17 protein-coding genes are annotated in these 21,620 nt (G+C 51.7%); 13 read left to right on the top strand and 4 right to left on the bottom strand.

Going from position 1 to position 21,620, the window contains the following annotated elements:
• Positions 1–6: 6 nt before the first annotated feature.
• Both ACMV5I_RS11160 and ACMV5I_RS11155 read right to left on the bottom strand, forming a co-directional pair.
• The gene (locus ACMV5I_RS11160; RefSeq protein WP_414824368.1) at positions 7–1,617 is read right to left on the bottom strand and encodes an ABC transporter permease subunit; all 1,611 of its coding nucleotides are present in this window, start codon (positions 1,615–1,617) and stop codon (positions 7–9) included.
• Positions 1,618–2,380: 763 nt separating this feature from the next.
• Positions 2,381–5,080, bottom strand: coding sequence for a GH32 C-terminal domain-containing protein (locus tag ACMV5I_RS11155; RefSeq protein WP_414824367.1), 2,700 nt, complete (start codon positions 5,078–5,080; stop codon positions 2,381–2,383).
• A 666-nt stretch (positions 5,081–5,746) separates the two neighbouring features.
• On the opposite strand from ACMV5I_RS11155, the gene gspS reads away from it, so the two are divergent.
• Positions 5,747–6,139, top strand: a complete 393-nt coding sequence (gene gspS / locus ACMV5I_RS11150) for a type II secretion system pilot lipoprotein GspS (RefSeq protein WP_414824366.1) — start codon at positions 5,747–5,749, stop codon at positions 6,137–6,139.
• A 49-nt stretch (positions 6,140–6,188) separates the two neighbouring features.
• Here the strand turns inward: gspS and gspB are convergent, their stop codons facing one another.
• Both gspB and pulA read right to left on the bottom strand, forming a co-directional pair.
• Entirely contained in the window at positions 6,189–6,743 is a 555-nt protein-coding gene (gspB, locus tag ACMV5I_RS11145; RefSeq protein ID WP_414824365.1) for a type II secretion system assembly factor GspB, read from the bottom strand.
• A 208-nt stretch (positions 6,744–6,951) separates the two neighbouring features.
• The gene (gene pulA, locus ACMV5I_RS11140; protein ID WP_414824364.1) at positions 6,952–10,215 is read right to left on the bottom strand and encodes a pullulanase-type alpha-1,6-glucosidase; all 3,264 of its coding nucleotides are present in this window, start codon (positions 10,213–10,215) and stop codon (positions 6,952–6,954) included.
• A 465-nt stretch (positions 10,216–10,680) separates the two neighbouring features.
• Here pulA and gspC point away from each other — a divergent pair, with 465 nt between their 5' ends.
• The 12 genes from gspC to ACMV5I_RS11080 are packed head-to-tail and all read left to right on the top strand — an operon-like array spanning position 10,681 to position 21,607.
• Positions 10,681–11,535: a type II secretion system protein GspC gene (gene gspC, locus ACMV5I_RS11135; RefSeq protein ID WP_141132595.1), complete on the top strand. Its 855-nt coding sequence runs from the start codon at positions 10,681–10,683 to the stop codon at positions 11,533–11,535.
• 18 nt (positions 11,536–11,553) lie between these two features.
• Entirely contained in the window at positions 11,554–13,518 is a 1,965-nt protein-coding gene (gene gspD, locus ACMV5I_RS11130) for a type II secretion system secretin GspD (protein ID WP_024485903.1), read from the top strand.
• Positions 13,515–15,020 carry a type II secretion system ATPase GspE gene (gspE, locus tag ACMV5I_RS11125; RefSeq protein WP_414824363.1) on the top strand — a complete coding sequence of 502 codons (1,506 nt, stop codon included), beginning with the start codon at positions 13,515–13,517 and terminating at the stop codon, positions 15,018–15,020. The genes gspD and gspE overlap by 4 nt, the downstream gene beginning before the upstream one ends.
• Position 15,021: 1 nt before the next feature.
• Positions 15,022–16,245: a type II secretion system inner membrane protein GspF gene (gene gspF / locus ACMV5I_RS11120; RefSeq protein WP_414824362.1), complete on the top strand. Its 1,224-nt coding sequence runs from the start codon at positions 15,022–15,024 to the stop codon at positions 16,243–16,245.
• Positions 16,246–16,273: 28 nt separating this feature from the next.
• A complete protein-coding gene (gene gspG / locus ACMV5I_RS11115; RefSeq protein ID WP_024530061.1) occupies positions 16,274–16,702 on the top strand; it encodes a type II secretion system major pseudopilin GspG in 429 nt (142 codons plus the stop codon).
• Positions 16,702–17,253 carry a type II secretion system minor pseudopilin GspH gene (gspH, locus tag ACMV5I_RS11110; protein ID WP_284121278.1) on the top strand — a complete coding sequence of 184 codons (552 nt, stop codon included), beginning with the start codon at positions 16,702–16,704 and terminating at the stop codon, positions 17,251–17,253. Before gspG ends, gspH begins: the two co-directional genes overlap by 1 nt.
• Positions 17,250–17,615, top strand: coding sequence for a type II secretion system minor pseudopilin GspI (gene gspI, locus ACMV5I_RS11105; RefSeq protein WP_261170212.1), 366 nt, complete (start codon positions 17,250–17,252; stop codon positions 17,613–17,615). The genes gspH and gspI overlap by 4 nt, the downstream gene beginning before the upstream one ends.
• Positions 17,612–18,211, top strand: coding sequence for a type II secretion system minor pseudopilin GspJ (gene gspJ, locus ACMV5I_RS11100; RefSeq protein ID WP_414824361.1), 600 nt, complete (start codon positions 17,612–17,614; stop codon positions 18,209–18,211). Before gspI ends, gspJ begins: the two co-directional genes overlap by 4 nt.
• Positions 18,208–19,194, top strand: a complete 987-nt coding sequence (gene gspK / locus ACMV5I_RS11095) for a type II secretion system minor pseudopilin GspK (protein WP_414824360.1) — start codon at positions 18,208–18,210, stop codon at positions 19,192–19,194. Before gspJ ends, gspK begins: the two co-directional genes overlap by 4 nt.
• Positions 19,194–20,393: a type II secretion system protein GspL gene (gspL, locus tag ACMV5I_RS11090; protein ID WP_414824359.1), complete on the top strand. Its 1,200-nt coding sequence runs from the start codon at positions 19,194–19,196 to the stop codon at positions 20,391–20,393. The genes gspK and gspL overlap by 1 nt, the downstream gene beginning before the upstream one ends.
• Complete coding sequence (gene gspM, locus ACMV5I_RS11085; protein ID WP_414824358.1) at positions 20,386–20,874, top strand: type II secretion system protein GspM; 489 nt, start codon at positions 20,386–20,388, stop codon at positions 20,872–20,874. Before gspL ends, gspM begins: the two co-directional genes overlap by 8 nt.
• Positions 20,864–21,607 carry a type II secretion system protein N gene (locus ACMV5I_RS11080; RefSeq protein WP_414824357.1) on the top strand — a complete coding sequence of 248 codons (744 nt, stop codon included), beginning with the start codon at positions 20,864–20,866 and terminating at the stop codon, positions 21,605–21,607. The genes gspM and ACMV5I_RS11080 overlap by 11 nt, the downstream gene beginning before the upstream one ends.
• Positions 21,608–21,620: the final 13 nt, after the last annotated feature.

The raw sequence follows: 21,620 nt of genomic DNA, 5'->3' as shown, positions 1-21,620 counted from the left end.
CCTGCATTAATCATATTTGAATTTGGTTTCTGCTACGCGATACAGCGGCTGCCAGATAAAGATTACGCATAACGCCACCAGTGAGCACATGGCAGCACAGCCCAGGGCGGATTCCGGGTTTTTACCGGCATCGGTCACGACTGAAATAAAAGCGCCCAACCCGGTAGTACTGATCGTGGTGGTTCCCCATTGAATGACTTCTGCTGCAATGGCGCTATTCCAGGCACCGCCTGCTGCAGAAATAATGCCGGTAACGATGTAGGGGAAAATCGCGGGCAGCATATAGTAACGCCACCATTTGAAACTCCGTAAACCGAAGGTTTCGCTGACTTCGGTGATATGTGATGGGATTGCCGTGACGCCGGCAATGACGTTAAACAACACATACCACTGTGTGCCGAGCATGATCATTGGAATCGCCCACCAACCAAGATCCTGATGATAAACAGCGATAAAAGCGGCGATCAGAGGATAGAAAATATTCGGCGGGATAGCAGCCAGAATTTGAATGATCGGTTGGAAGAATTTCACCAGGCGCGGATTCATACCTATCCAGACGCCGAGTGGGGTGAAAATCACGATACTGAGCACCATTGCAGCCACTACACGCGCAGTGGTCAGCAGCATCCATTCAGGCATCATGGCGAAGTATTGCTTTGGGAAATACTCCCATAGTTGATAACCGAACCAGGCACAGGCCATGACCACCGCGAGATACCAAGTGCTGCGCCACAGCCAGTTGGCTTTTGCGGTGATGCGAAACAGCTTATGCAAGCCAAGGCCGTACCAGATCTGTGGCAGCTTAAACAGCCATAAATCAGCCAGCATACGTAGGGCCGCTGACAACATTGACCCTAGATGGGAATAGCTCAGGCAGTTATAAAACCATGAGCTGCCTTCAGTTTTATTGGCGCTAACATCTTCATATTTGAAACGGGAGGTATAGCGAACCAACGGGCGGAAAACCAATTGGTCGAGCAAGATAATATTAGCCGCCAATGTGATCACGGCAAACAGAATCGCGTGGAGGTTTTGCTGCGCCAGCGCTTCGGCAATATAGGAACCGACACCAGGCAATGCCACCGATTTATCGTTGACCGGGATAGCCTCCGACGCCACCAGAGCGAACCATGCAGCCGATTGTGACACCATGGCATTCCACAATAATCCGGGTACGGAATAGATAAACTCTAACCGCCAGAAACGTTGCCATGGATTGTAGTTGAAGCTGCGCGCGGCTTCATCCAGTTCACTTGGAACGATGCGCAGCGTCTGGTACAACGTTAACATCATATTCCATGCCTGGCCGGTAAATACCGCAAAGATAGCGGTACACTCCAGCCCCATCACGCTGTGTGGGTACAGGCCAAGAAAATACACCGTGGTGAAGGTTAAAAAACCCACCAAGGGCACTGACTCCATAAAGTTGACGAAAGGTAATATCACCCTGCGTAACGGCACGTAGCGCGCCGCTAAGACGGCAAAGACAATGGAGAATAACAATGACCAAATCATGCCGATGGCAAACCGCATTGTCGTTCTTAGTGAGTAATAGAAAAGATTCCAGGTATCCAGACTAATGGCGTCCACGCTGTGTTCATCAAACGAGCCGTGCATGTCCCCCCAGGCACGGATAAGAAAGACGATGGCCAATAGTCCTATTGCAAAAACAATAAGGTCATTTAGATAGTACTTTCTAGAAATAGATGTACTTCTGCTTTTTTGCATAATGCCAATCCCATAAATTTCTCAAAAAACCGGCGGAAACGTCAGCTTAATAAAGCCGAGCGCCTCCGTTTTAAACGAACATATATAGCTTGAGATAAATTAATTTGCTGATTGTTACGCTGATGATGAACGATGAATACTACAGGAACAGGCATGACAAGCCGGTGTTATCAGATGCCAAGGCACATAGGCAGTGCCAGGACGTAGCTGATAAGCCGTTGATTGATTGTCTACATTCTGTTTATTTCAGAATGTAGTATGAACTACATTACTGAAATTTATCCAGTAGTACTAAGCTAAAACTAAAACTTCCATCGTCCATAAGGCCCCCGTGGTGAGAATAAAGCGGTGAGATAGTAATGCTTGAACATAATAAATAGCAAGTAGATGTGATGGTTTTCATTACTACATATGTAACAGGATGAAAATATCATTTTTAAACGATATATCCATAAATTAAAATGAGGGGGGGTGATATCGTCAGATAGACAAGGACATCAGAAAATTGAAGCCTATATAGCTAATTTGAATATTATTTAAATTAGGGAGATATAACTGATTTTCTTTGAGTTACGCTTCTTCTTGATGGACTGTTTTTTTGCAACATTATTAATGCCCCGAGCTTCCTGGAAGCTCGGGGGGGGGGGCAGGGCTACTTTTCGGCCCAAATTGATTTCAGCGGCCATATGGTCATCGCAGCAATCGTCGCTGAGTTGCCTTGGCTGTAAACTTCAATGCCGGTGCTGGAAGGATCTGGAAATATCAGATCGGTCAGAACTACTTCACCTTTACCGGAAAAAACGGTGACTGATGATGTATCAACAATAATGCGTAATTTCAGTATGCCGTCATCTGAAAGTGGCAGCGGGGCGCGGTGTTTGGCAGCAAAGCCTGAAAAGAATGTGCTTTCACCCGATTTTGTCCGATCCAGATAGAGTTCTCCTGCCACTGCATCATAACCGATGAGGGTTTCTTCACCCTGTGCACCTTTACGGATCTTGAAACCGACTTCTGCAGCATGCTCCGGCTTCAATTGAGCCTCTATTTCATACACTTGTCCTTGCACACCTGCATCTGCCAACAGAGTGTCTCCTGCCGAGAGTACCGTCTCTTCTTTTAACTGGTAGAGCGGTTTACCACGCAGGCTGGTCATGCTTTCAACCGGGGCCTGGGTGAGTTTGATGTGGTCCCCCACCGTTTGCAACTCCAACTCTCTGACCAAGGTCTGTCCACCGCGCCAAGAGGTGGTGGGTACACTACCGGCATAATCCCAATTGCTCATCCAACCGATCCAATAACGTTTACCATCGGGAACGCCGTTCCAGGAAACGGCAGCATAGAAATCGGAACCAAAATCTGCCCAGTTGGCGGTTTGTTTCGGTTGATCAGATAAGAGGATTTGGTCAACCAGTATGTGCCCCCAACCACCGGTATTATTATCAATAACTTGGATTTGAGCATTCTCCCCTTTGAGTGATGCGACGTTCCAAGAACGCCAGTCAAGGGCTTCAGAATTTGAGCCGGTCGCGCTATAGATGATTTTGTCATTAACCAGCAGATTTACCGTGGTTTCGGATGAAATCGGTTTGGCTGGTAGATCCGAGGCAATAAAGTGGTCGGCCAGAATATGGCCCCAACCGCCGCTGTTGTCATCAATAATGGCAATCCTGGCCTGCTGCCCTTGATATTCGGCGACATCCCAATTGACCCAGTTCAGGGCTTCGCTGCCATTTCCGGTGGCGCTCCGTGTGACCTCTCCATTTACCAACAGCACCACCGCCGTAGTCCCACTTTTGCCATAGGGATTATTGCCGCCGCCGATCAGGAAGTTGATATAGGATTTTTCAAGGGTAAACGCGGGAGAGGTCAATGTCCCTATTGCCGAATCTCCACCTTCTTTATTGATTAATTTGCCAAAAAAGCTGTTTACCAGATGTGAACCCAGGAAACCGGTGACTTGCTGCTGGTCGCCAATGGTGCCAGTGGCAACCTGCTGATTGATAAAATCACCTTCAGCTGTCCATCCGAGTTGACTATAGGTCACTTTTTCATCACCTTCAAAATCTGCACCTGAGAACAATAGATCACCCGTTGGCAATTCAGTTTTCAGGGAACTGTCAGCAACATGGGGATGGTTGCCTCCGCCAACCATAAGGTTGATATAGTTATCGGTAATTTTAAACGAGGGGGACGTTATGGTGCCGATTGCCGCGTCGCTATTGACGAAGGTATTTAGCAACTTCTCACCCTGATACAGGCTTACCCCATTCTGACCTGGATTATTACCTTGCGATACATAGCTATCAGCCAGATCTCCCGTTGCAGTCCATCCCAGCGAGTTATAGCCACCTTCGAAGTTCTCAACAACGGCGCCCTCTGGAGGCGTACTGTCAAAGACATTGTTGTCGTCAGCCTCAAAGGTGGTACCGTTAAAATTACCGACAAAATACTGCGAGCCCGAACCGCCAACCGGCCCACCAGGATTAAGGTTGATGACCATCACCCATTTCCTGTTTGCGGGATCACCATCGACGGGGAGCTCGAATAAATCAGGGCATTCCCACACGCCAGCAGTGGCATTTATTGGCCCGAATTCACTCATAAACTCCCATTCGCGTAGATTTTTAGACGAATACAGGACTGCTTTATGCTGGGTGGCGAGTACCGCGACCATTACCCATTTTTTTTCCGGTTCGAACCAGAACATTTTAGGATCGCGGAACTCTCGGAATTGTTCTTCATAGCCGGTTGGTGGCAAAGGCAATACTGGATTATTAGCATACAACTGCCAAGTGCGGCCTTTATCCAAGCTATAAGCGAGAGATTGCGCCTGAGTGCCTTCCTCAACGGTTTTACCGTTTGCCAATGTCATGCTTGCCGGATAATAGCTGGTATACATCGCTATCATGGCGGGTTTGCCTGGTTCACCCAAGCCGCTGGTGTTATCGATATCGACGACAGCACTGCCAGAGAAAAACATCTGAGTTGCCTTTCCCTCAGCATCTTTCTCAACGGCTAAAGCCACGGGTAGCTCTTCCCAATGTACCAGATCGGTGCTGATGGCATGGCCCCAGGACATGTCGCCCCAGCCATTACCGTTAGGGTTGTATTGATAAAAAAGATGATATTCCCCATCGTAATAAACTAATCCGTTAGGATCGTTTTGCCAGTTTTTAGCTGCGGTATATTGTAATTGAGGTCGATACTTTTCCAGGTAAGAGGATTGAACATGCGTATCTTCGTTTGGGGTATTACTGTTACTTGAGTTATCGCAACCGTAAAGCAGTGTGGCACTGACTGCGATGATTAACCCAGGGGAAAGTTTTTTTTTCATAGGATGACCGTAAGACATAACGTTCCTTGTAGTAATTTTGTTAAAAAATGGACAAGGGAGAGCAATGTATTCATCTGCTCATTGTGTTTAGCTTCTGTTATATGAAAATTATATCTACCGCTATCTTTCTTCTGTAATTGAAACGATTCAGCTTGTGTTGTAAATAAAACTGAAGAACCTTATGCATTACTGAATCTTATAGATTAAAACTGCAATAAAACCGCTAGCCAAGCAAGAGTGTATTTTTTGTTTGTGATGTAAATCAAAATTAATTTAATTTTTATCGTTTCATTGCCTTTTTATTGTGATTTACATTGAGTAATGGGTTAGGTTTGTTGCATGATTAATGTATCGATTCAGCTTTCAATCCTTTTATGATAGAAAAGGGTGGCCATTAGGCTTCAATCTTGTCATGTAGCGATGTAGTACCTTGAATAAAAAGGGGCTGAAGCCATTTTCTCAGTGTCAGCTATTGACGCCGTGGATTAATAACCGCTCAATCATAGATATCGTTAATCCTGGCGCAAAGTACTCTACTTGTGTGGCTACGAGGTAAAATGCAAAGCACTGAAAATGAATCTGCAAGCGGGATCGCAATAAGGAAAACTTTTCTCTCTAGCAAGTGACAGTGCTGGGGGATTTGTTAAAATAGACCCACTTAATCAAGATAAGATTATTATTATCATGCAGTTAACTCCGGTTTTTCGTCTTATCCCTGTGTTGTTTTTGCTGGTAACGGCAGGTTGTCAGCAACCACGTTCTTCTCAGCAAAAGGATCCGGTCGCCCTTAATGAACAGGTAGAACAGCTGGCTTCAGTGATTGCCAGTACCAAGTATTTGAAATATAAGTGCAATCGTAGTGATTTACCCAGCGATGCGGTCATTGACAAGGTTGCCTACAAAGTCGCCAAGCAACGAGGCTGGAATAACGCTGGCTACGGGGCTTTACCGCAGCGTAGTGAGGAAATTTATCAAAGCCTGATGAGAGACAACACGCCGGAACAAACCAAGTGCAGCAGCTTTAACAGCCTGTTGGCACCTTTTACCGACGAACTGCGTGCAGAAAGAAGCAGTTAGTGACACCAACTTGGTGTCCAGTGTCAAGTGTACGGGCTAGTGGTAAGGTTTATTCTGACTCTTCAGCGGTGCTTTCGCTATCCACCTTGCCGCCCGGCCAATCCTCTAATGCGTCAAGTGTGAATACCTCGCCATTGAAGTTAAAGATAGTCACGTCCTGTTGTATTTGTTCAATCGTAAGGTTGGGGGCAGGGCTGTCTCCTTCCTGATAACGCTGACCGTTCAGCGTGATGCTGCGTTTGTCATCTTCCGATGCGTAAACGTGCGCGCTGTATCTTAAAGGGGCTAATTCATCACTGGCTAAGGAGGGGAGGACTTTGTTATCTGGTCCCACTTGCTGCGCCGGTTTATTTTCATCATGCGCAGTTTCTATATCAGCGTTGGTGACCGTATGCCTGGGCATCTCCGTTTTTACCACGGCAGAGGGGACAACTTGAGTCAATGCGGGGGCAGCGAAAGCTTCGTTGTTACGCCAGTGCTGTCCGGAAAACCAGCCTATCGCTATTAACAACAATGCATACACTGGCAGCAGATAGCGGGGAATAAACAGCCCTTTGGCTGGCTGAACGCTGACTTCTGGCTCTACTATCGATTTATTGTCCACATCCCTGAACCTTTAATTAACGCTGATTTCTACAGCCAGAGGTTTTTTATTGGCGTGTCGCCAACGCTGGGTAACGCCAAGGTATGAAGGGTATATCCTGCCAGAAAACTCGGGTCAATAGCATTGTACTGATATTCGGGATTGATGTGACTCAGTTGGTTTAACCTCTCGTTTCGGGCCACCTGATGGTGACCCGAAACGAACCGTTTTATTTACTGCTTACAGGCAAACCTGTGCCTTGGGCAGTGACTTGTTGTTTGACCAACAAGGCCACCGACCAGGCTGGTACTGTAACGCTGCCCTCTGCGGTAATATTGATACCGGAGGCGAGTGAGCGGTCTCCCAGGTTTTGTTGGATTGCGCTCAGGGTGAGGCTTTCACCGGTAAAGTCATTAAGCGTTCTGGCTTCTGGCGCTGCGTTGATGATAACGACTAATGCATCGGCTTGTGGATCAAGATCGTTTCCGGCCTGAACTCCGTCATCAATGGTCATCACCAGTAAGCCCAGTTGCTGTTCTGCGCCCGTGTTACGGAAATCGACACGCTTCATCACTTCATGGCCGCTACCCAAGGCAATCAGAGGCGAAGATTGGCGCAATTGCGTGAGTTCCTGATAGAACGAGGTCATCTGCGCGATCTCTGTTTGACCTGGTGTGGCAACAGCATCTTTTACGCTGGTGATCAGCGAATAGTTGTCACCGTCATCGCTGATGCGTGGCATACCAACGTTGAAGTTGTTGTCTTGATAGCTGTAATCCACACGGTTAAACCAGTCCCCAGCATCAAATGAGTCACGGGTAAATGACTTGGAACGCAAGAGTTCTGAGCCTTGTTGATCGAATGCCAGCCCTTGCCCCAACATCGTAGTGGCCAGTGACACCGCCTGCATGCGTACGCGAGTGGTGAGATCGGCTTCACGTGCGGCTTTGTAACTGATCATATCCCATAAGGTTTGGTTGTCGTGTTTGGAAACATAGTTGACCACTTCGGTCGGATCGTTGGCATAGCCCCCAATCGCCCCGTTATAGTCAATTTCGCTGCCTTTCCTGACGGAGCCGTCTTTATCGATCAACAGGAATTCAGCCAGGTTGCCGGCCATGCCCAAACGGGTCAGATCGGCCAGATGGCGCACGGTATCCTCATTTTGCTGGGTTAATTCGTTAGCCAATACTCCGGCGCCGTTACCCAGCCCCTGGTTTTGACGTAAGGCATCACCAGAGTCAAATGGGCCGCCTCCGCGAACAGCATCACGCAGACGATCGGAGAAGGTGCCAATGCCGGTGCCTTTTAACGTGATCTGTGAAGCGATTTCGAAGCGATCTTCCTGACCAGAATTCCAACCTTCACCAAAGAAATAAACGTTGGGGTTCACCGATTTTACTTTCTCCCGGGCAGCCAGGATTTGTGCTTTCGGATGATAGCCCATCAGGTCAAAGCGGAATCCGTCAATCTTGTAGTCTCTGCTCCAGACCAGCAAAGAGTCTTCAATCAGTTTGGCAAACATCCGGTGTTCGGGGGCCGAGTCGGAACAGCAGGTGGCCGACTCTACACTGCCCGTAGTTTCATTCAAACGTTGATAATACCAGGGCACGATTTTATCCAGCACCGAGGTACGATCCGTTGGGCCTGCCGCATTGGTATGGTTATAAACCACGTCCATGATGATGTTCATACCCAGTTGCTGTTTGATGGTCTGCACCATGGTACGAAACTCTTTGATGCGGGCAGTGCCTTCGGGATTGGTAGCGTAAGAACCTTCAGGCACCGTGTAGTGGAACGGATCATAACCCCAGTTGTAGGAGTCAGTCTGTGCCACATAGCCATTCAATTCCTGCACCTGCGGGTTGTCCTGGCTGTCATTCTGTTTCAGTTCTTCTTGTACATCACCGATGGTGGTTGAACTCCCACAGTAGCCAGCAAAACGGCTTTGCTTAACGGCGCTGTTCAGTTCACAAAGCCGACTGAATGGATGGGTGAGATCCGCCACTTTGTCGCTGAACTCATTGACGGTTGCCAGATCGAACACCGGTAACAATTCAATATGGGTTACGCCAGCTTGCCCAAGCTTCCTGAGATGCTGCACCATATTGCTGTCACTGGCAGTCAACGCCAGATATTTACCCCGTACCTGTTCAGGAACGGTCTGATCCCAGGCGGAAAGATCACGGACATGCGACTCATGGATGACCATCTTGGCAATATCAGCCTGGCTGGTCTGTGGGTGTGGCATTGCCAGACCGTCCCAGCCTTCTGGTTTCAACGCGCTGTCATTGAGATCCACGACCTGGCTGTATTCGGAGTTCGTGGAGAGGCTATGGGAGTAAGGGTCGGTGACTTCATACTGCTCCACTTTGCGCGATTGCGGATGATAAACGGTCAGGGCGTAACGATAAAAAGCGTCCTTAAGGTCGTGACTTCCTTGATATGACCAGGCACCGGACTCGTTATCTCTGGTCATCGGATGGCTACCAATGACTTTTTTATCCGCACTGTAGATCACCAGTTCTGCCTGCTGGGCCGTTGGTGCCCAGACACGGAAAGTGACTCCAGAATCGGTCAGCTGAGCACCATACTCCAGGCCTTCCGCTGCGGCTGAGAAGCGATCATCGAGAACGCCAGCGGTCTGTACCTGGGTTGCTGAGATAAGGATGCCGTCCTGATTGGCGGCCAGGGCGACGGTCTCGCCGCTAAGCAGTTCGTCTACTTTTGCATTATCCGGCAACTTGAAGGCGGCATAATCCGCAAGGTGAGGGAAGCGCGAACCCAGTTCCTGGCTGATGCTGGTCGGTGTCAGAGAAATATAGCGATCGGTAAATTTCCCTTCGCTGTTAGCAGCCACTTTGCCACTGTGGTTATAGTACAGACGTACGATAGGTTTCCCTTCCCCGGCTGGCCACAGCAGGGTGTGTTTATCTACCCAATGGGCTTCAGCCAGAGCAACCCCGAAGGCCGCGCGGAAAGCTTCGGCACGGGTATCATAAAGCGTACTGCTGCCTGCAAGCGCAGAAACGGTCCTGTCCGGAAAATCACTGAACGATAAACGCATATCCGTATCAATCAGCTTATTGGTGCCATCACGCAGAATGAAGTTGATACACCCAGTGGTTTTGGTCAGTGGTAACACCCAGTACGGGCCATAACTGTCGTTGCCTGTCGGTGTTGTACTGGTGTCATTCCAGTCCCCAGAGGGATTATCCAGGGCATCACAGGTATCGTTATTCCACAAAAACAGGTTCTTGGTGCTGTAATCAGCGGCGGAGCCGCTGGTGATACCAGCAATATCGACCAGATGAATTACCGCCTGGTTTTCACCTGCCATGACGGCTTCGCCTGGCATGGCTATGTCAGGCAGGCGTGCAATCGGCTCTTGGTTGTTGGTATCGGGGCTAACGTCTGAAGAATTATTATTATCACAGCCGCTCAATATGATAAGCGAGCCGAAAAGTAGGGCATTACAGGTATTTTTCAGCATTCTAAATTCCCTATCAGGCTTACATTATAGAAAGTAAAAAATCGTATCAATGTGTAAAGCAGTGGTATTAGATATTGCATGCTGAGGAGGAGCATCCTCCTGCTTTAGGAGGAGGAGGGGCGTAGGTGGCAGGAGGAACCGAAGTTTAGAGGAGGGAGATAAAACAGGTTAAACTGCTTTTATGCTAGCGAGATTAAGAAATAAATAGCTATAAAAACAGAAAGATAAATTATTTCGATAAGTAAAAATAATGATTTATTATTGAGGGGAGTATGTATAAAGTAACCACTTCTGAGAGGATGTATTCAGAAAGGTAAGGGCTGACAGAGGTACTGAGTTGTAAGGTTTCAGTCATAACCTTACATATTCTCAAACGACAATGCCCCCAACGATATGCCCACCGACTGACTGATATCGGTGAACTTCTAGCTGGCGTAAACAGAGAAGCAGGCAAAGGAAGGCAAGATGCGATTTTCTGTATTGTTATCGGTATGCAGAGAGGCTACTGTCAGGCTGTTAACGCCGCGATGGGCTTTATGCGTGCTGTCACTGTTGATTTGCAATCAACTCGCCTTGCTCACCTGGCACGGGCTCCTGCCCCCTGAAATATCCCCCGTACGCTCATCCAAAGCAGACTTCGCACCAGTAACAACCGGCGGTGGAGGTGAGTCTGAACGTTACCGCTTCACCCTCTTTGGTACTTCGGCACCCTCATCTTCCGCCACTGAGCATTCGGTCTCTGAGCAAACCCTGCGTAATGCACCGCCTTCTTCTCTCAAGCTAAACCTGACCGGCATTGTCGCCAGCCCCAGTTCAGAGCGTTCCATCGCCATTATCGCCAAAGATAGCAAACAGTTCAGCCTTGGCGTGGGGGAGAAGGTGCCTGGTTATGACGCCCGAATTGCGTCAATTTTTGCCGATCGTATCGTGATCTCCTATCAGGGCAATTATGAATCGTTGTTGCTGTTTAGCGAGCAACCCGAGGCCGCTAAAAGTGACAAAAAAACCTCAGCGTCGCAGCTCAAGGCACAGTTGCAAAAGCAGCCGCAAAGCATTCTTAATTACCTGAATATCTCACCGGTGATGGTGGATGACAAACTCATCGGCTATCGACTCAATCCGGGCAAACAAGGGGAGTTATTCCGCAAGGTCGGGCTGCATGAAAACGATCTTGCCATAGCGCTTAATGGCCTGGATCTGCGCGATGCACAGCAGGCTCAACAGGCATTGAAACAGCTTTCAGAACTCAGTGAACTGAATCTTACCGTGGAGCGTGGCGGTCAGTTACAGGATATCTATTTGGCTCTTGGAGATGACTAATTGTTAAATACAAAAATAATCAGGAGCTTACGCATTGTGCTACTGGCGGTGATGCTGCTTGGTACTCGGCAGGGCTGGAGTGCCGAGTTTTCTGCCAGCTTCAAGGGCACGGATATTCAGGAGTTTATTAATACGGTCAGCAAGAACCTGAATAAAACGGTGATTATCGATCCTGCCGTGCGCGGTACTATCACCGTACGCAGTTATGACATGCTCAATGAGGAGCAGTATTACCAGTTCTTCCTCAGCGTGCTGGACGTTTATGGCTTTGCCGTGGTGGATATGCGTAACGGCGTGTTGAAAGTGGTGCGTTCCAAGGATGCGAAAACCGCTGCGGTGCCGGTAGCCAGCGATGCCCAGCCGGGCGAGGGTGATGAAGTGGTGACACGTGTCGTGCCGGTCAATAACGTGGCGGCACGCGATCTTGCCCCGTTACTCCGTCAATTGAACGATAACGCCGGGGCTGGCAGTGTTGTGCATTATGAGCCTTCCAACGTATTGCTGATGACCGGGCGTGCGGCGGTGATCAAACGTTTGATGGCGATTGTTGAACGGGTTGACAAGGTAGGCGACCGTAGTGTGGTAACGGTACCGCTGGCCTATGCGTCTGCTGCTGAAGTCGTCAAACTGGTCACCGAATTAACCAAAGATGCCAGCAAATCAGCGATGCCAAGCCTGATGGTAGCCAATCTTGTTGCGGATGAGCGAACCAACTCGGTCCTGGTCAGCGGAGAACCCAACTCCCGCCAGCGGATTATCGCCATGATCAAGCAGCTGGATCGTGAGCAGGCCGTGCAGGGCAATACCAAAGTGATTTACCTGAAGTATGCCAAAGCCACCGATCTGGTTGAGGTGTTGACTGGCGTCAGTACCAGTATTCAAAGTGAGCAACAGAATGCCAAGCCGGCGGAAGCGCTGCGTAAAGACATCACCATCAAAGCCCATGAGCAAACCAATTCACTGATACTGACGGCGGCTCCGGATGTCATGCGAGATCTGGAAAAGGTGATTACTCAGTTGGATATTCGTCGTGCACAGGTGCTGGTGGAGGCGATTATCGCCGAGGTACAAGACGCCGATGGTTTGAACCTGGGGATCCAGTGGGCTAACAAGAATGCCGGAGTGACGCAGTTCACCAATACCGGTTTGCCTATCACCACGGCGATTGCCGGCGCCAATCAATACAATCAGGACGGGACGGTGAACAGTACCCTGGCCAGTGCTCTCAGCAGTTTTAACGGTATTGCTGCCGGTTTTTATCAGGGCAATTGGGCCATGCTACTGACCGCGCTTTCCAGCAGTAGCAAGAATGACATTCTGGCGACACCGAGCATTGTCACGCTTGATAACATGGAGGCGACGTTCAATGTCGGCCAGGAAGTTCCTGTCCTCTCCGGCTCGCAAACGACGTCGGGCGATAATATCTTCAACACGGTGGAGCGTAAAACCGTCGGCATTAAGCTGAAGGTCAAACCGCAGATCAACGAAGGGGACTCAGTGCTGCTGGAGATCGAGCAGGAGGTTTCCAGTGTGGCTGATGCGGCTTCCAGCAGCAGTGCTAATTTGGGGGCGACCTTTAATACCCGCACGGTCAATAACGCGGTGCTGGTAGGCAGCGGCGAAACCGTGGTGGTGGGTGGCTTGCTGGATAAAACCGTTCGCGACAGCACGGACAAGGTTCCGGTGCTGGGGGATATCCCGGTGCTGGGCTATCTGTTCCGCTCCAACAGCAAACAGGTTTCCAAGCGCAACCTGATGCTGTTCATCCGCCCGTCAATCATCCGAGATCGTGACCAGTATCGCCGCGCCTCCTCAGAAAAGTATCAGGCTTTTAATCAGGAACAAGACCAACAGCGTGGCAAACAAGGGAGCGCAGCCACGCTGAACAACGAGGTATTGAAGTTGCCACCCGATCAAAACGGTGCCACTTTCCGCCAGGTTAATGCCGCGATCAGTGCATTCTATTCAACGGGGGGACGATGAATACCCTCCCCGAGGACCTGAGTGAATTACGCCCGCAGTTGCCATTTGCCTATGCGCGCGAACAACGCATTTTGCTGTTGCGGGATCATGCTGGGTGCCGTGTACTCCGTCTGGCGGAAACCACCGCCACAGCATTGCTTGAGGCGCGTAGGGTGGCAGGGTGTGGGCTGACTATCAGTACGGTGTCGGGTGAAGAGTTTGAGAAACAACTGGTGATCAGCTACCAGCGCGATTCGAAAGAGGCGCGACGCATGATGACCGATATCGGCAATGAAATGGATTTTTATACCTTGGCAGAAGAGCTACCCGACAGCGACGACTTGCTGGATGCCGATGATGATGCTCCTATTATCCGCCTGATCAACGCGATGCTGACTGAAGCCATCAAGGATAAAGCATCGGATATCCACATTGAAACCTATGAACGCCATTTGCAGATCCGTTTCCGGGTCGATGGCGTGTTGCGTGAAATTCTTCGCCCTCAGCGGCGGCTGGCCTCTTTATTGATATCGCGCATCAAGGTCATGGCGCGGCTGGATATTGCCGAGAAGCGGATCCCCCAGGATGGGCGCATGGCACTGCGAATTGGTGGCCGAGCTATTGATGTGCGGGTTTCGACCTTACCGTCTAATTATGGTGAACGAATCGTTCTGCGTTTACTGGATAAAAACAGCGTCAGTCTGGATCTTGCCGCGCTTGGCATGTCTTCACATAATCGGCGGCAGATCGATGAGCTGATCCAGCGGCCACATGGCATTATCCTCGTCACCGGTCCTACAGGTTCGGGTAAGAGCACCACCCTCTACGCAGCATTGAGCCGCCTCAATGCCAGCGAACGCAATATCATGACGGTCGAAGACCCGATCGAGTATGAACTCGAGGGGATCGGCCAGACGCAGGTAAACCCCAAGGTAGATATGACATTTGCTCGCGGTTTGCGGGCCATTCTGCGTCAGGATCCTGATGTGGTGCTGGTCGGAGAGATCCGCGACAGCGAAACCGCTCAGATTGCGGTTCAGGCATCACTGACAGGGCACCTGGTACTCTCCACGCTGCACACCAACAGCGCGCTGGGGGCCTTATCGCGGCTGCAGGATATGGGCATCGAGCCTTTTTTGCTTTCCACCTCATTACTGGCCGTGCTGGCACAGCGACTGGTTCGCACACTCTGCCCCGATTGTCGCCAAACGTACGCCGCCGATCCGGTCCTGGCCGATCAGATGGGGATTTTACCCGGAACCCCATTATGGCAGCCGAAAGGATGCTCACAGTGTAATTTTACCGGTTACCGTGGGCGTACTGGTATTCATGAGCTGCTGCTGATTGATGACCGAGTGCGTACGGCGATCCACCAGGGAGAGAGTGAATTCACGATTTCTCGTCAATTACGTAATGAATACAAAACATTGCGCCAGGGGGGATTGGAGAAGGTATTGGCGGGCGAGACCAGTTGGGAAGAGGTGATCCGCGTGACCGAAAGCCAGTCTCAGGAGGAGGGATGACATGGCCCTATTCCATTATCAAGCGTTAGACGAGCGCGGCAAAAAACGGCGGGGAGTGCAGGAAGCGGATTCAGCCCGCCACGCCCGTCAACTTTTACGGGAACAGGGGTTGGTCCCTGTAAGCCTGGACGAAGGGCAGGATGAGCGCCAGCAGGCGCAAAGCGGGCGGCGTCTTTCATGGGGGCGGGGGATTAGCAGTGCCGATCTGGCGTTGTTGACTCGTCAGCTTGCGACATTGGTTGCCGCTTCCTTACCCTTGGAGGAGGCGCTTGATGCCGTGGCAAAACAGAGTGAAAAACCCCGCCAGCGCAGCCTGATGGCCGCAGTGCGCACCAAAGTACTGGAGGGGCATTCCTTGGCGGAGGCCATGAGCGGTTATCCCACCAGTTTTGAGCGGCTGTACTGCGCGATGGTGGCCGCAGGTGAAGCCTCTGGTCATCTGGATCTGGTTCTGAACCGGTTGGCGGATTACACCGAGCAGCGCCAGCAAATGCGAGCTCGTATCCTGCAGGCGATGATCTACCCTTGCGTGCTGACGGTGGTAGCCATCAGCGTGATAGCCATTTTACTTTCCGCCGTCGTGCCCAAGGTGGTGGAACAGTTTATTCACATGAAGCAGGCACTTCCGCTATCAACGCGTGTGCTGATGGGGCTGAGTGACGGAGTTCGAGCCTTTGGCCCTTGGGTGCTGCTGTTGATGTTATTGGCGCCGATGCTGATGCGTCTGTTGCTGCGCCAAGAAGCGCGGCGCATTGCTTTCCATCGGCAGTTGCTGCGCCTCCCGGTGATCGGACGCATCGCAAGAGGGCTCAATACCGCCCGTTACGCCAGAACGCTGAGCATTCTCAATGCCAGTGCAGTGCCATTGCTGCAAGCGATGCGCATCAGCGGAGAGGTATTAACCAATGAATATGCGCGCCGCCAGCTGTCACTGGCAGCGGAATCGGTGCGTGAGGGGGTGAGCCTGCATCGGGCTCTGGAAATCACTGCGCTGTTTCCCCCGATGATGCGGCACATGATCGCCAGCGGTGAACGCAGTGGGGAACTGGACAGCATGCTGGAACGTGCGGCAGACAACCAGGATCGGGAGTTTACTGCCCAAATGCAGTTGGCATTGGGGCTTTTTGAGCCCTTGTTGGTGGTGAGTATGGCGGGCGTGGTGCTGTTTATCGTTTTGGCGATCCTGCAGCCAATCCTGCAATTAAATACCTTGATGAGTATGTAAATTCAATCTGCAAATAACGGAGAGAAAAATGCGGCAACAGCGTCAGCGAGGTTTTACCCTGCTGGAAATTATGGTGGTGATTGTGATCCTGGGCATCCTGGCGAGTCTGGTAGTGCCTAATCTGATGGGAAATAAAGAGAAGGCGGACCATCAGAAAGTCGTCAGCGATATTGTCGCGCTGGAGAGCGCGTTGGATATGTACAAGCTGGATAACAGTCGATATCCCACCACCGAACAAGGGTTGCAGGCACTGGTGACCAAGCCCTCGGCACAACCAGAACCGCGCAGTTATCCCCAAGGTGGCTATATTCGCCGTTTGCCGCAGGATCCTTGGGGGGCAGACTATCAGTTGCTTAGCCCGGGCCAACACGGTCAGTTAGACGTTTTCTCTTATGGGCCTGATGGCATACCGGACACCGAGGATGATATCGGTAACTGGACTATCGGTAAGAAGTAGTGCGCCAACGCGGCTTTACGTTGTTGGAAATGATGCTGGTTGTGCTGCTGATCGGGAGTGCTGCCAGCTTGGTGATCATGTCATTTCCGGCCATGCAACAAAATAACCCGCAGCTACAGCTGAAACGTTTTCAGGCTCAGTTGGCGTTTGCCATGGATGCCGCGGTGCAAAATGACCAGTTGCTGGGGATCCGGGTTCGACCTGACGGCTGGCAATTCCAAATGCTACAGCGTCAGGCCGCTGAAAAAAGCGGGGCAGTATCTGGCTCGGATAGTTGGCAAGGCTACGCCTGGCAGAATTGGCAACCCCGTCAGGCGGCGTTAGGGAGCCAAATGCCTGATGATATCCGGCTCAAGCTGCATTTCCCCGATCGGCAGGAGTGGCCGCGTGCTGCGGAGTCGCCACCGGAGCCCGATATTCTGCTGTTACCTGGCGGGGAGGTTACACCGTTTGAGCTGGTGTTCAGTGAGGCCGGTAGCCAACCATTGGTATGGCTGCGGGTAGACGCAGCAGGCGCGATCGATTCGTCAGCAAACGGAGCAGCACAATGAGCACCCAAAGAGGGATGACGTTGCTGGAAGTGCTGGTGGCACTGATCGTTTTCGCCTTGGCGGGGTTAGCCGTGCTGCAAACCACGGCACAGCAGGCTGGCAGCATTGGCCGTATGGAGGAAAAAATACTGGCAAGTTGGTTGGCGGATAATCAACAGGTCAGGTTACACCTTGATAAAACCTGGCCGGAAAAGCGCTGGGTCGGCACCTCGGTGACCTATGCTGGCGAGGAATGGTCTGTACGCTGGCAGGGGGTTGATACCGAACTGGGTCAATTACGGGCATTGGATGTTGAGGTGCGGCGTCATAAAGAAGACGCTGCGCCAGTGGTTTCTTTACGCAGTTACGTGGTGCGGGAATGAATTGTCGTAGCCAGCGGGGCTTCACGTTGCTTGAGATGCTGTTGGCATTGGCGATTTTTGCTGCGTTGAGCATCAGCGCCTTCCAGGTGTTGCAGGGGGTGATGCGCAATGATGAGATTTCGCAGCGCAAAGCACAGCGGTTGGCCGAGCTTCAACGTGCTTTTATACAGCTGGAAGGGGATTTCGGTCAGATTATCCCTCGCCATCACAGAGGGAATGAACGCGTGTTTTCCGCGGCGCGCTATCAATTACAAAGTGAGGGCTGGGGCGTCTCTTTCATGCGCAACGGTTGGCAAAACCCGATGGGGATGTTGCCCCGCGCTGAGTTACAACCGGTGGGATATCGTCTGCGCCATCAGCAGTTAGAGCGGTTGAGCTATGCCCATGCGGATCCGCTCGTTGGGGAAGCGCCGGTGGTCAAGGTCTTGCTCAATGAGGTCAGTGTCTTTCGTCTGCGCTTTTTTGCTGAGGGGACGTGGCGGGAGAGTTGGGACAACGCGTCGGTTTTGCCGCAGGGGATTGAAGTGACATTAGTGGTTGCTGGCGTGGGTGAATTGACCCGTCTGTTTTTGATCACGGCGGTGGGGCAAGAATGAGGGCGCGGCAAAAGGGCGTTGCCCTGCTGGTGGTGTTGCTGATCCTGGCGCTGATGGTGACGATTGCTGCGACCATTGCCGAGCGAAACGGGCGCACCTATCTGCGCACAGCGGCTCATTTGGATCGCCAGCAGGCAAAATGGTATGCCCGCTCGGCAGAGGCACTGGCGGTGAAAATTTTGCAACGAGATGCGCTGGACTCACCTAATAAAACGCATTTGGCGCAAAACTGGGCGCAAGAACAGCGCCGTTTCCCCGTTGAAGGCGGGGAGGTGTTTGGGCAGATTGTTGATGGCCAGGCCTGCTTTAATCTCAATGCGATTAACCAAGGAGCTGCTACTGAAGGCATGCAGCCGACATTGCCTTACCCTACCCAGGTTTTTAGACAGCTGTTAATCAACCTGGGGGAAGATCACCTGCGTGCGACGCAGATAGCTGCGGCACTGCGTGACTGGATAGACAGTGACAGCGAGCCAGGCATTGATGGGGCTGAAGATGAGGTTTATATGGCCCAGGCGGTGGCTTACTTGCCCGCCAATCAACCCATGCAGGATGTCAGCGAGTTGCGCACTGTTTCTGGGGTTGATGCCAGCCTTTATCGGCGTCTTTTGCCTTACGTTTGCGCGCTGCCAACTCAGACGCTGTTGGTAAACGTTAATACCCTGAGTGAGTCTCAAGGGCCATTACTGGCGGCGCTATTTCTCAAGGAGCTTGATTCAGCCATGGCGACTCGATTGTTACAACAGCGTCCACGTGAAGGGTGGGGCAGTACGACGGCATTTTTGGCACAGGTTGCCCTTAAGGACATCGACACCTCAACGGTCAGATCGCTGTTGACGATAAAGAGTGAGCTGTTTTTAGCCAGTTTCACCGTGCTGATGGGGGAGACTCACTATAGCCAGCGCAGCCTGTTGCGCAAAGCCGGTAACAGTTTCCAGGTAGTACAGCGGCAATATGGATTAAGCATGATGGTGGAGCCTTGATGCCTAACAGAAAGCCCCGTGAGCAAGCCAGGTTGATATTGCGCTTACCCAGCGATGAAACGCAGCCAGTGTTGTGGTATTTCGCTTCAGCAGGCGGTCATCAGCAAGGTAGTTTGGCTATGGGGGAGAACGATGACCAATTGGTGAGCCTGCTTGCCAGATATCCTGCCTGGGTATTGGTGCCTGCGAGCGAGTTGGTTTTCCATCGTGTGACGCTGCCTCGTCGTGCCAGGCGTCAGCGTCTGCAAGTGCTGCCGTTTATGCTGGAGGAGCAACTGGCAACGGATGTGGAACGGCTGCATTTTGCCATTTTGCAGCAAAGTGGTGATGTGTGTGACGTTGCGGTAGTTGATAAAAGCCTTATGCATCAGTGGATAGCCCGTTGTGAACGTCTGGGGGGGCAGGTGCAGGCAATGTTGCCAGATGTGCTGGCGTTACCCTTGGCCGCCGACGGTTGGAGTGTGGTCAGTCTCAATGATCAATGGTTGTTTCGCCGGGAAAAGCATGCCGGCATGATTGTTGAATCCTCCTGGTTATCGGAGTTTTTGGCCGTGTGGGCACCGCCGGTAATTGAAAGCTACTCCGCACCACCAGCATTAACCGCTAGCCCTCCGGAATGGCGTGTTCAACCACCGCGGGATTTACTGCAACTGGCGGCAGAAGGCGTGCACGATAGCGGAGCCGATCTGCGCCAGGGCGAATTCACCCGCTCGAGCCCCTGGCGTACACGATTACGCCCCTGGCGAACCGTGATGATGGTATTAACGGGGTATTTACTGCTGTTGTGTGTGAGCGCCGGGCTATCTCATTACCGGCTTTGGCAACAGGCTGAACATTGGCGGCAGGAAAGTGTGCGGGTCTACCAACAGCTGTTTCCGGCTGATAAAAAGGTGGTTAACCCGCGCGTGCAGATGCAGCAGCACTTGCAGCAATTACAGCCTATCGAGCAAGCCGGTGTGGTCGCACAGATGCGCCAATTGCAACAGCTGATGGCGGAGAACTCGGCAATCCGGTTCCAGGCGCTGTCTTATGACGCTGGCCGTAAAGAGCTGAAAGTCGATATACAGGCGGCCTCTTTTCAGGCGTTGGAACAGTTTCAGGTTGCTGCCGGGCAGCGTTATCAGGTGCAACCTGGCGAAATCAAGCAGAATCCAACAGGGGTAGAGGGCCGACTGATTCTGGGGATAAAGGATGAATGAACTCAAGCACCGCTGGCTACAGCTCAGCCTTCGGGAACGAGGGTTGGTATTGGGCTGTGGTGTATTGATTATCGTGAGCTTGTGCTACTACGCACTGTGGTTGCCCTGGCAACAACAGGCTAGCCAATGGCAGCGTACTATCGCCCGTGAACAAAACACGGTGGAATGGATGTTGCAACAGGCTCCTCGCTTGCGCCAGCAGGGGATGCAACCCTTACAGGAGACCTCCCTAAGCTTGTCGGCCAGGGTGGCACAGAGCGCTGCAGATCAAAACATGAACATTACCCGCATGCAGCCTGAGGGAGAGCGGCTGGCGGTCACGCTGGAACCTGGCGATTTTAATGCCCTGATGCTTTGGCTCACGCAGTTGGAAAAGCGCTATAGCGTTCGCATTGTGGCGCTTGAGGTGGCGATGCGTCCCGATAAACCCGGATGGGTGACGGTAAACAAACTGATGCTGGAGCGCAGCGATGGGCGCTAAAGCCAAAAAGGCCGTGCTTTTGTTGGTTTGTTATCTCCTATTGCTGGGAGGCCACGCGCCGGCACGAGTAATACAAGCTTTTATACCCGCAGATATGAAGGTCGGTGGCTTTTCAGGTTCCCTGTGGCAGGGCAGTTTGCACCAGTTAAGCTGGCGTAACGTTATGCTGGCAAAAGTGAACTGGCAGTTTACTTTCTCCTATTGGATGCCAGCCTTAGAGATTGAGTTAAGGGATCCGCAAGGCTTGCAGGGAGCCGGTATCCTGCGTGGTTGGCAAGATCTGCAACTGCATGAGTGGCAACTCTCTGTTCCTGCGGATGTTGTGCGCCAACAGTTGTCGTTGCCTTTGCCGATCACCGCCCAGGGAGAGCTGCGACTGCGGTTGCAACAAGGAGAGTTCAGTTCCGCGGGTTGCCGGAGTCTTGGCGGAGGTGTTGTCAACTGGCAGCATGCACAGCTTGCGACCCCGCTGGGGGCGTTGGAACTGGCCAACGTGCAAGGCCAATTGAGCTGTGATGGAAAAGGGGCTCTGGTGTTGGTGCTGAAACAAGACTCCTCTCATCTGAGCCTGACGGGGCGTGGCACCGTCGGATTTGACGGGCGCTATCAGTTCAACGGTCAGGTGCGCCGAGGGCCGGTATTACCGGAGACGATGAGGCCACTGATAAATCAGTTAGGCAGGGCCAACGATCAGGGGCAGATACCCTGGCAGGTTCAGGGGCGGTTGCTTTAAACGGCACTAGGCG

Origin of the sequence: Serratia sp. T13T92, from assembly GCF_047530105.1 — a bacterium.
GTDB classification, from domain to species: Bacteria; Pseudomonadota; Gammaproteobacteria; order Enterobacterales; family Enterobacteriaceae; genus Chania; species Chania fonticola.
The sequence above is the reverse complement of the archived record's forward strand: the minus strand, read 5'-3'. Positions and strand labels throughout refer to the sequence as shown.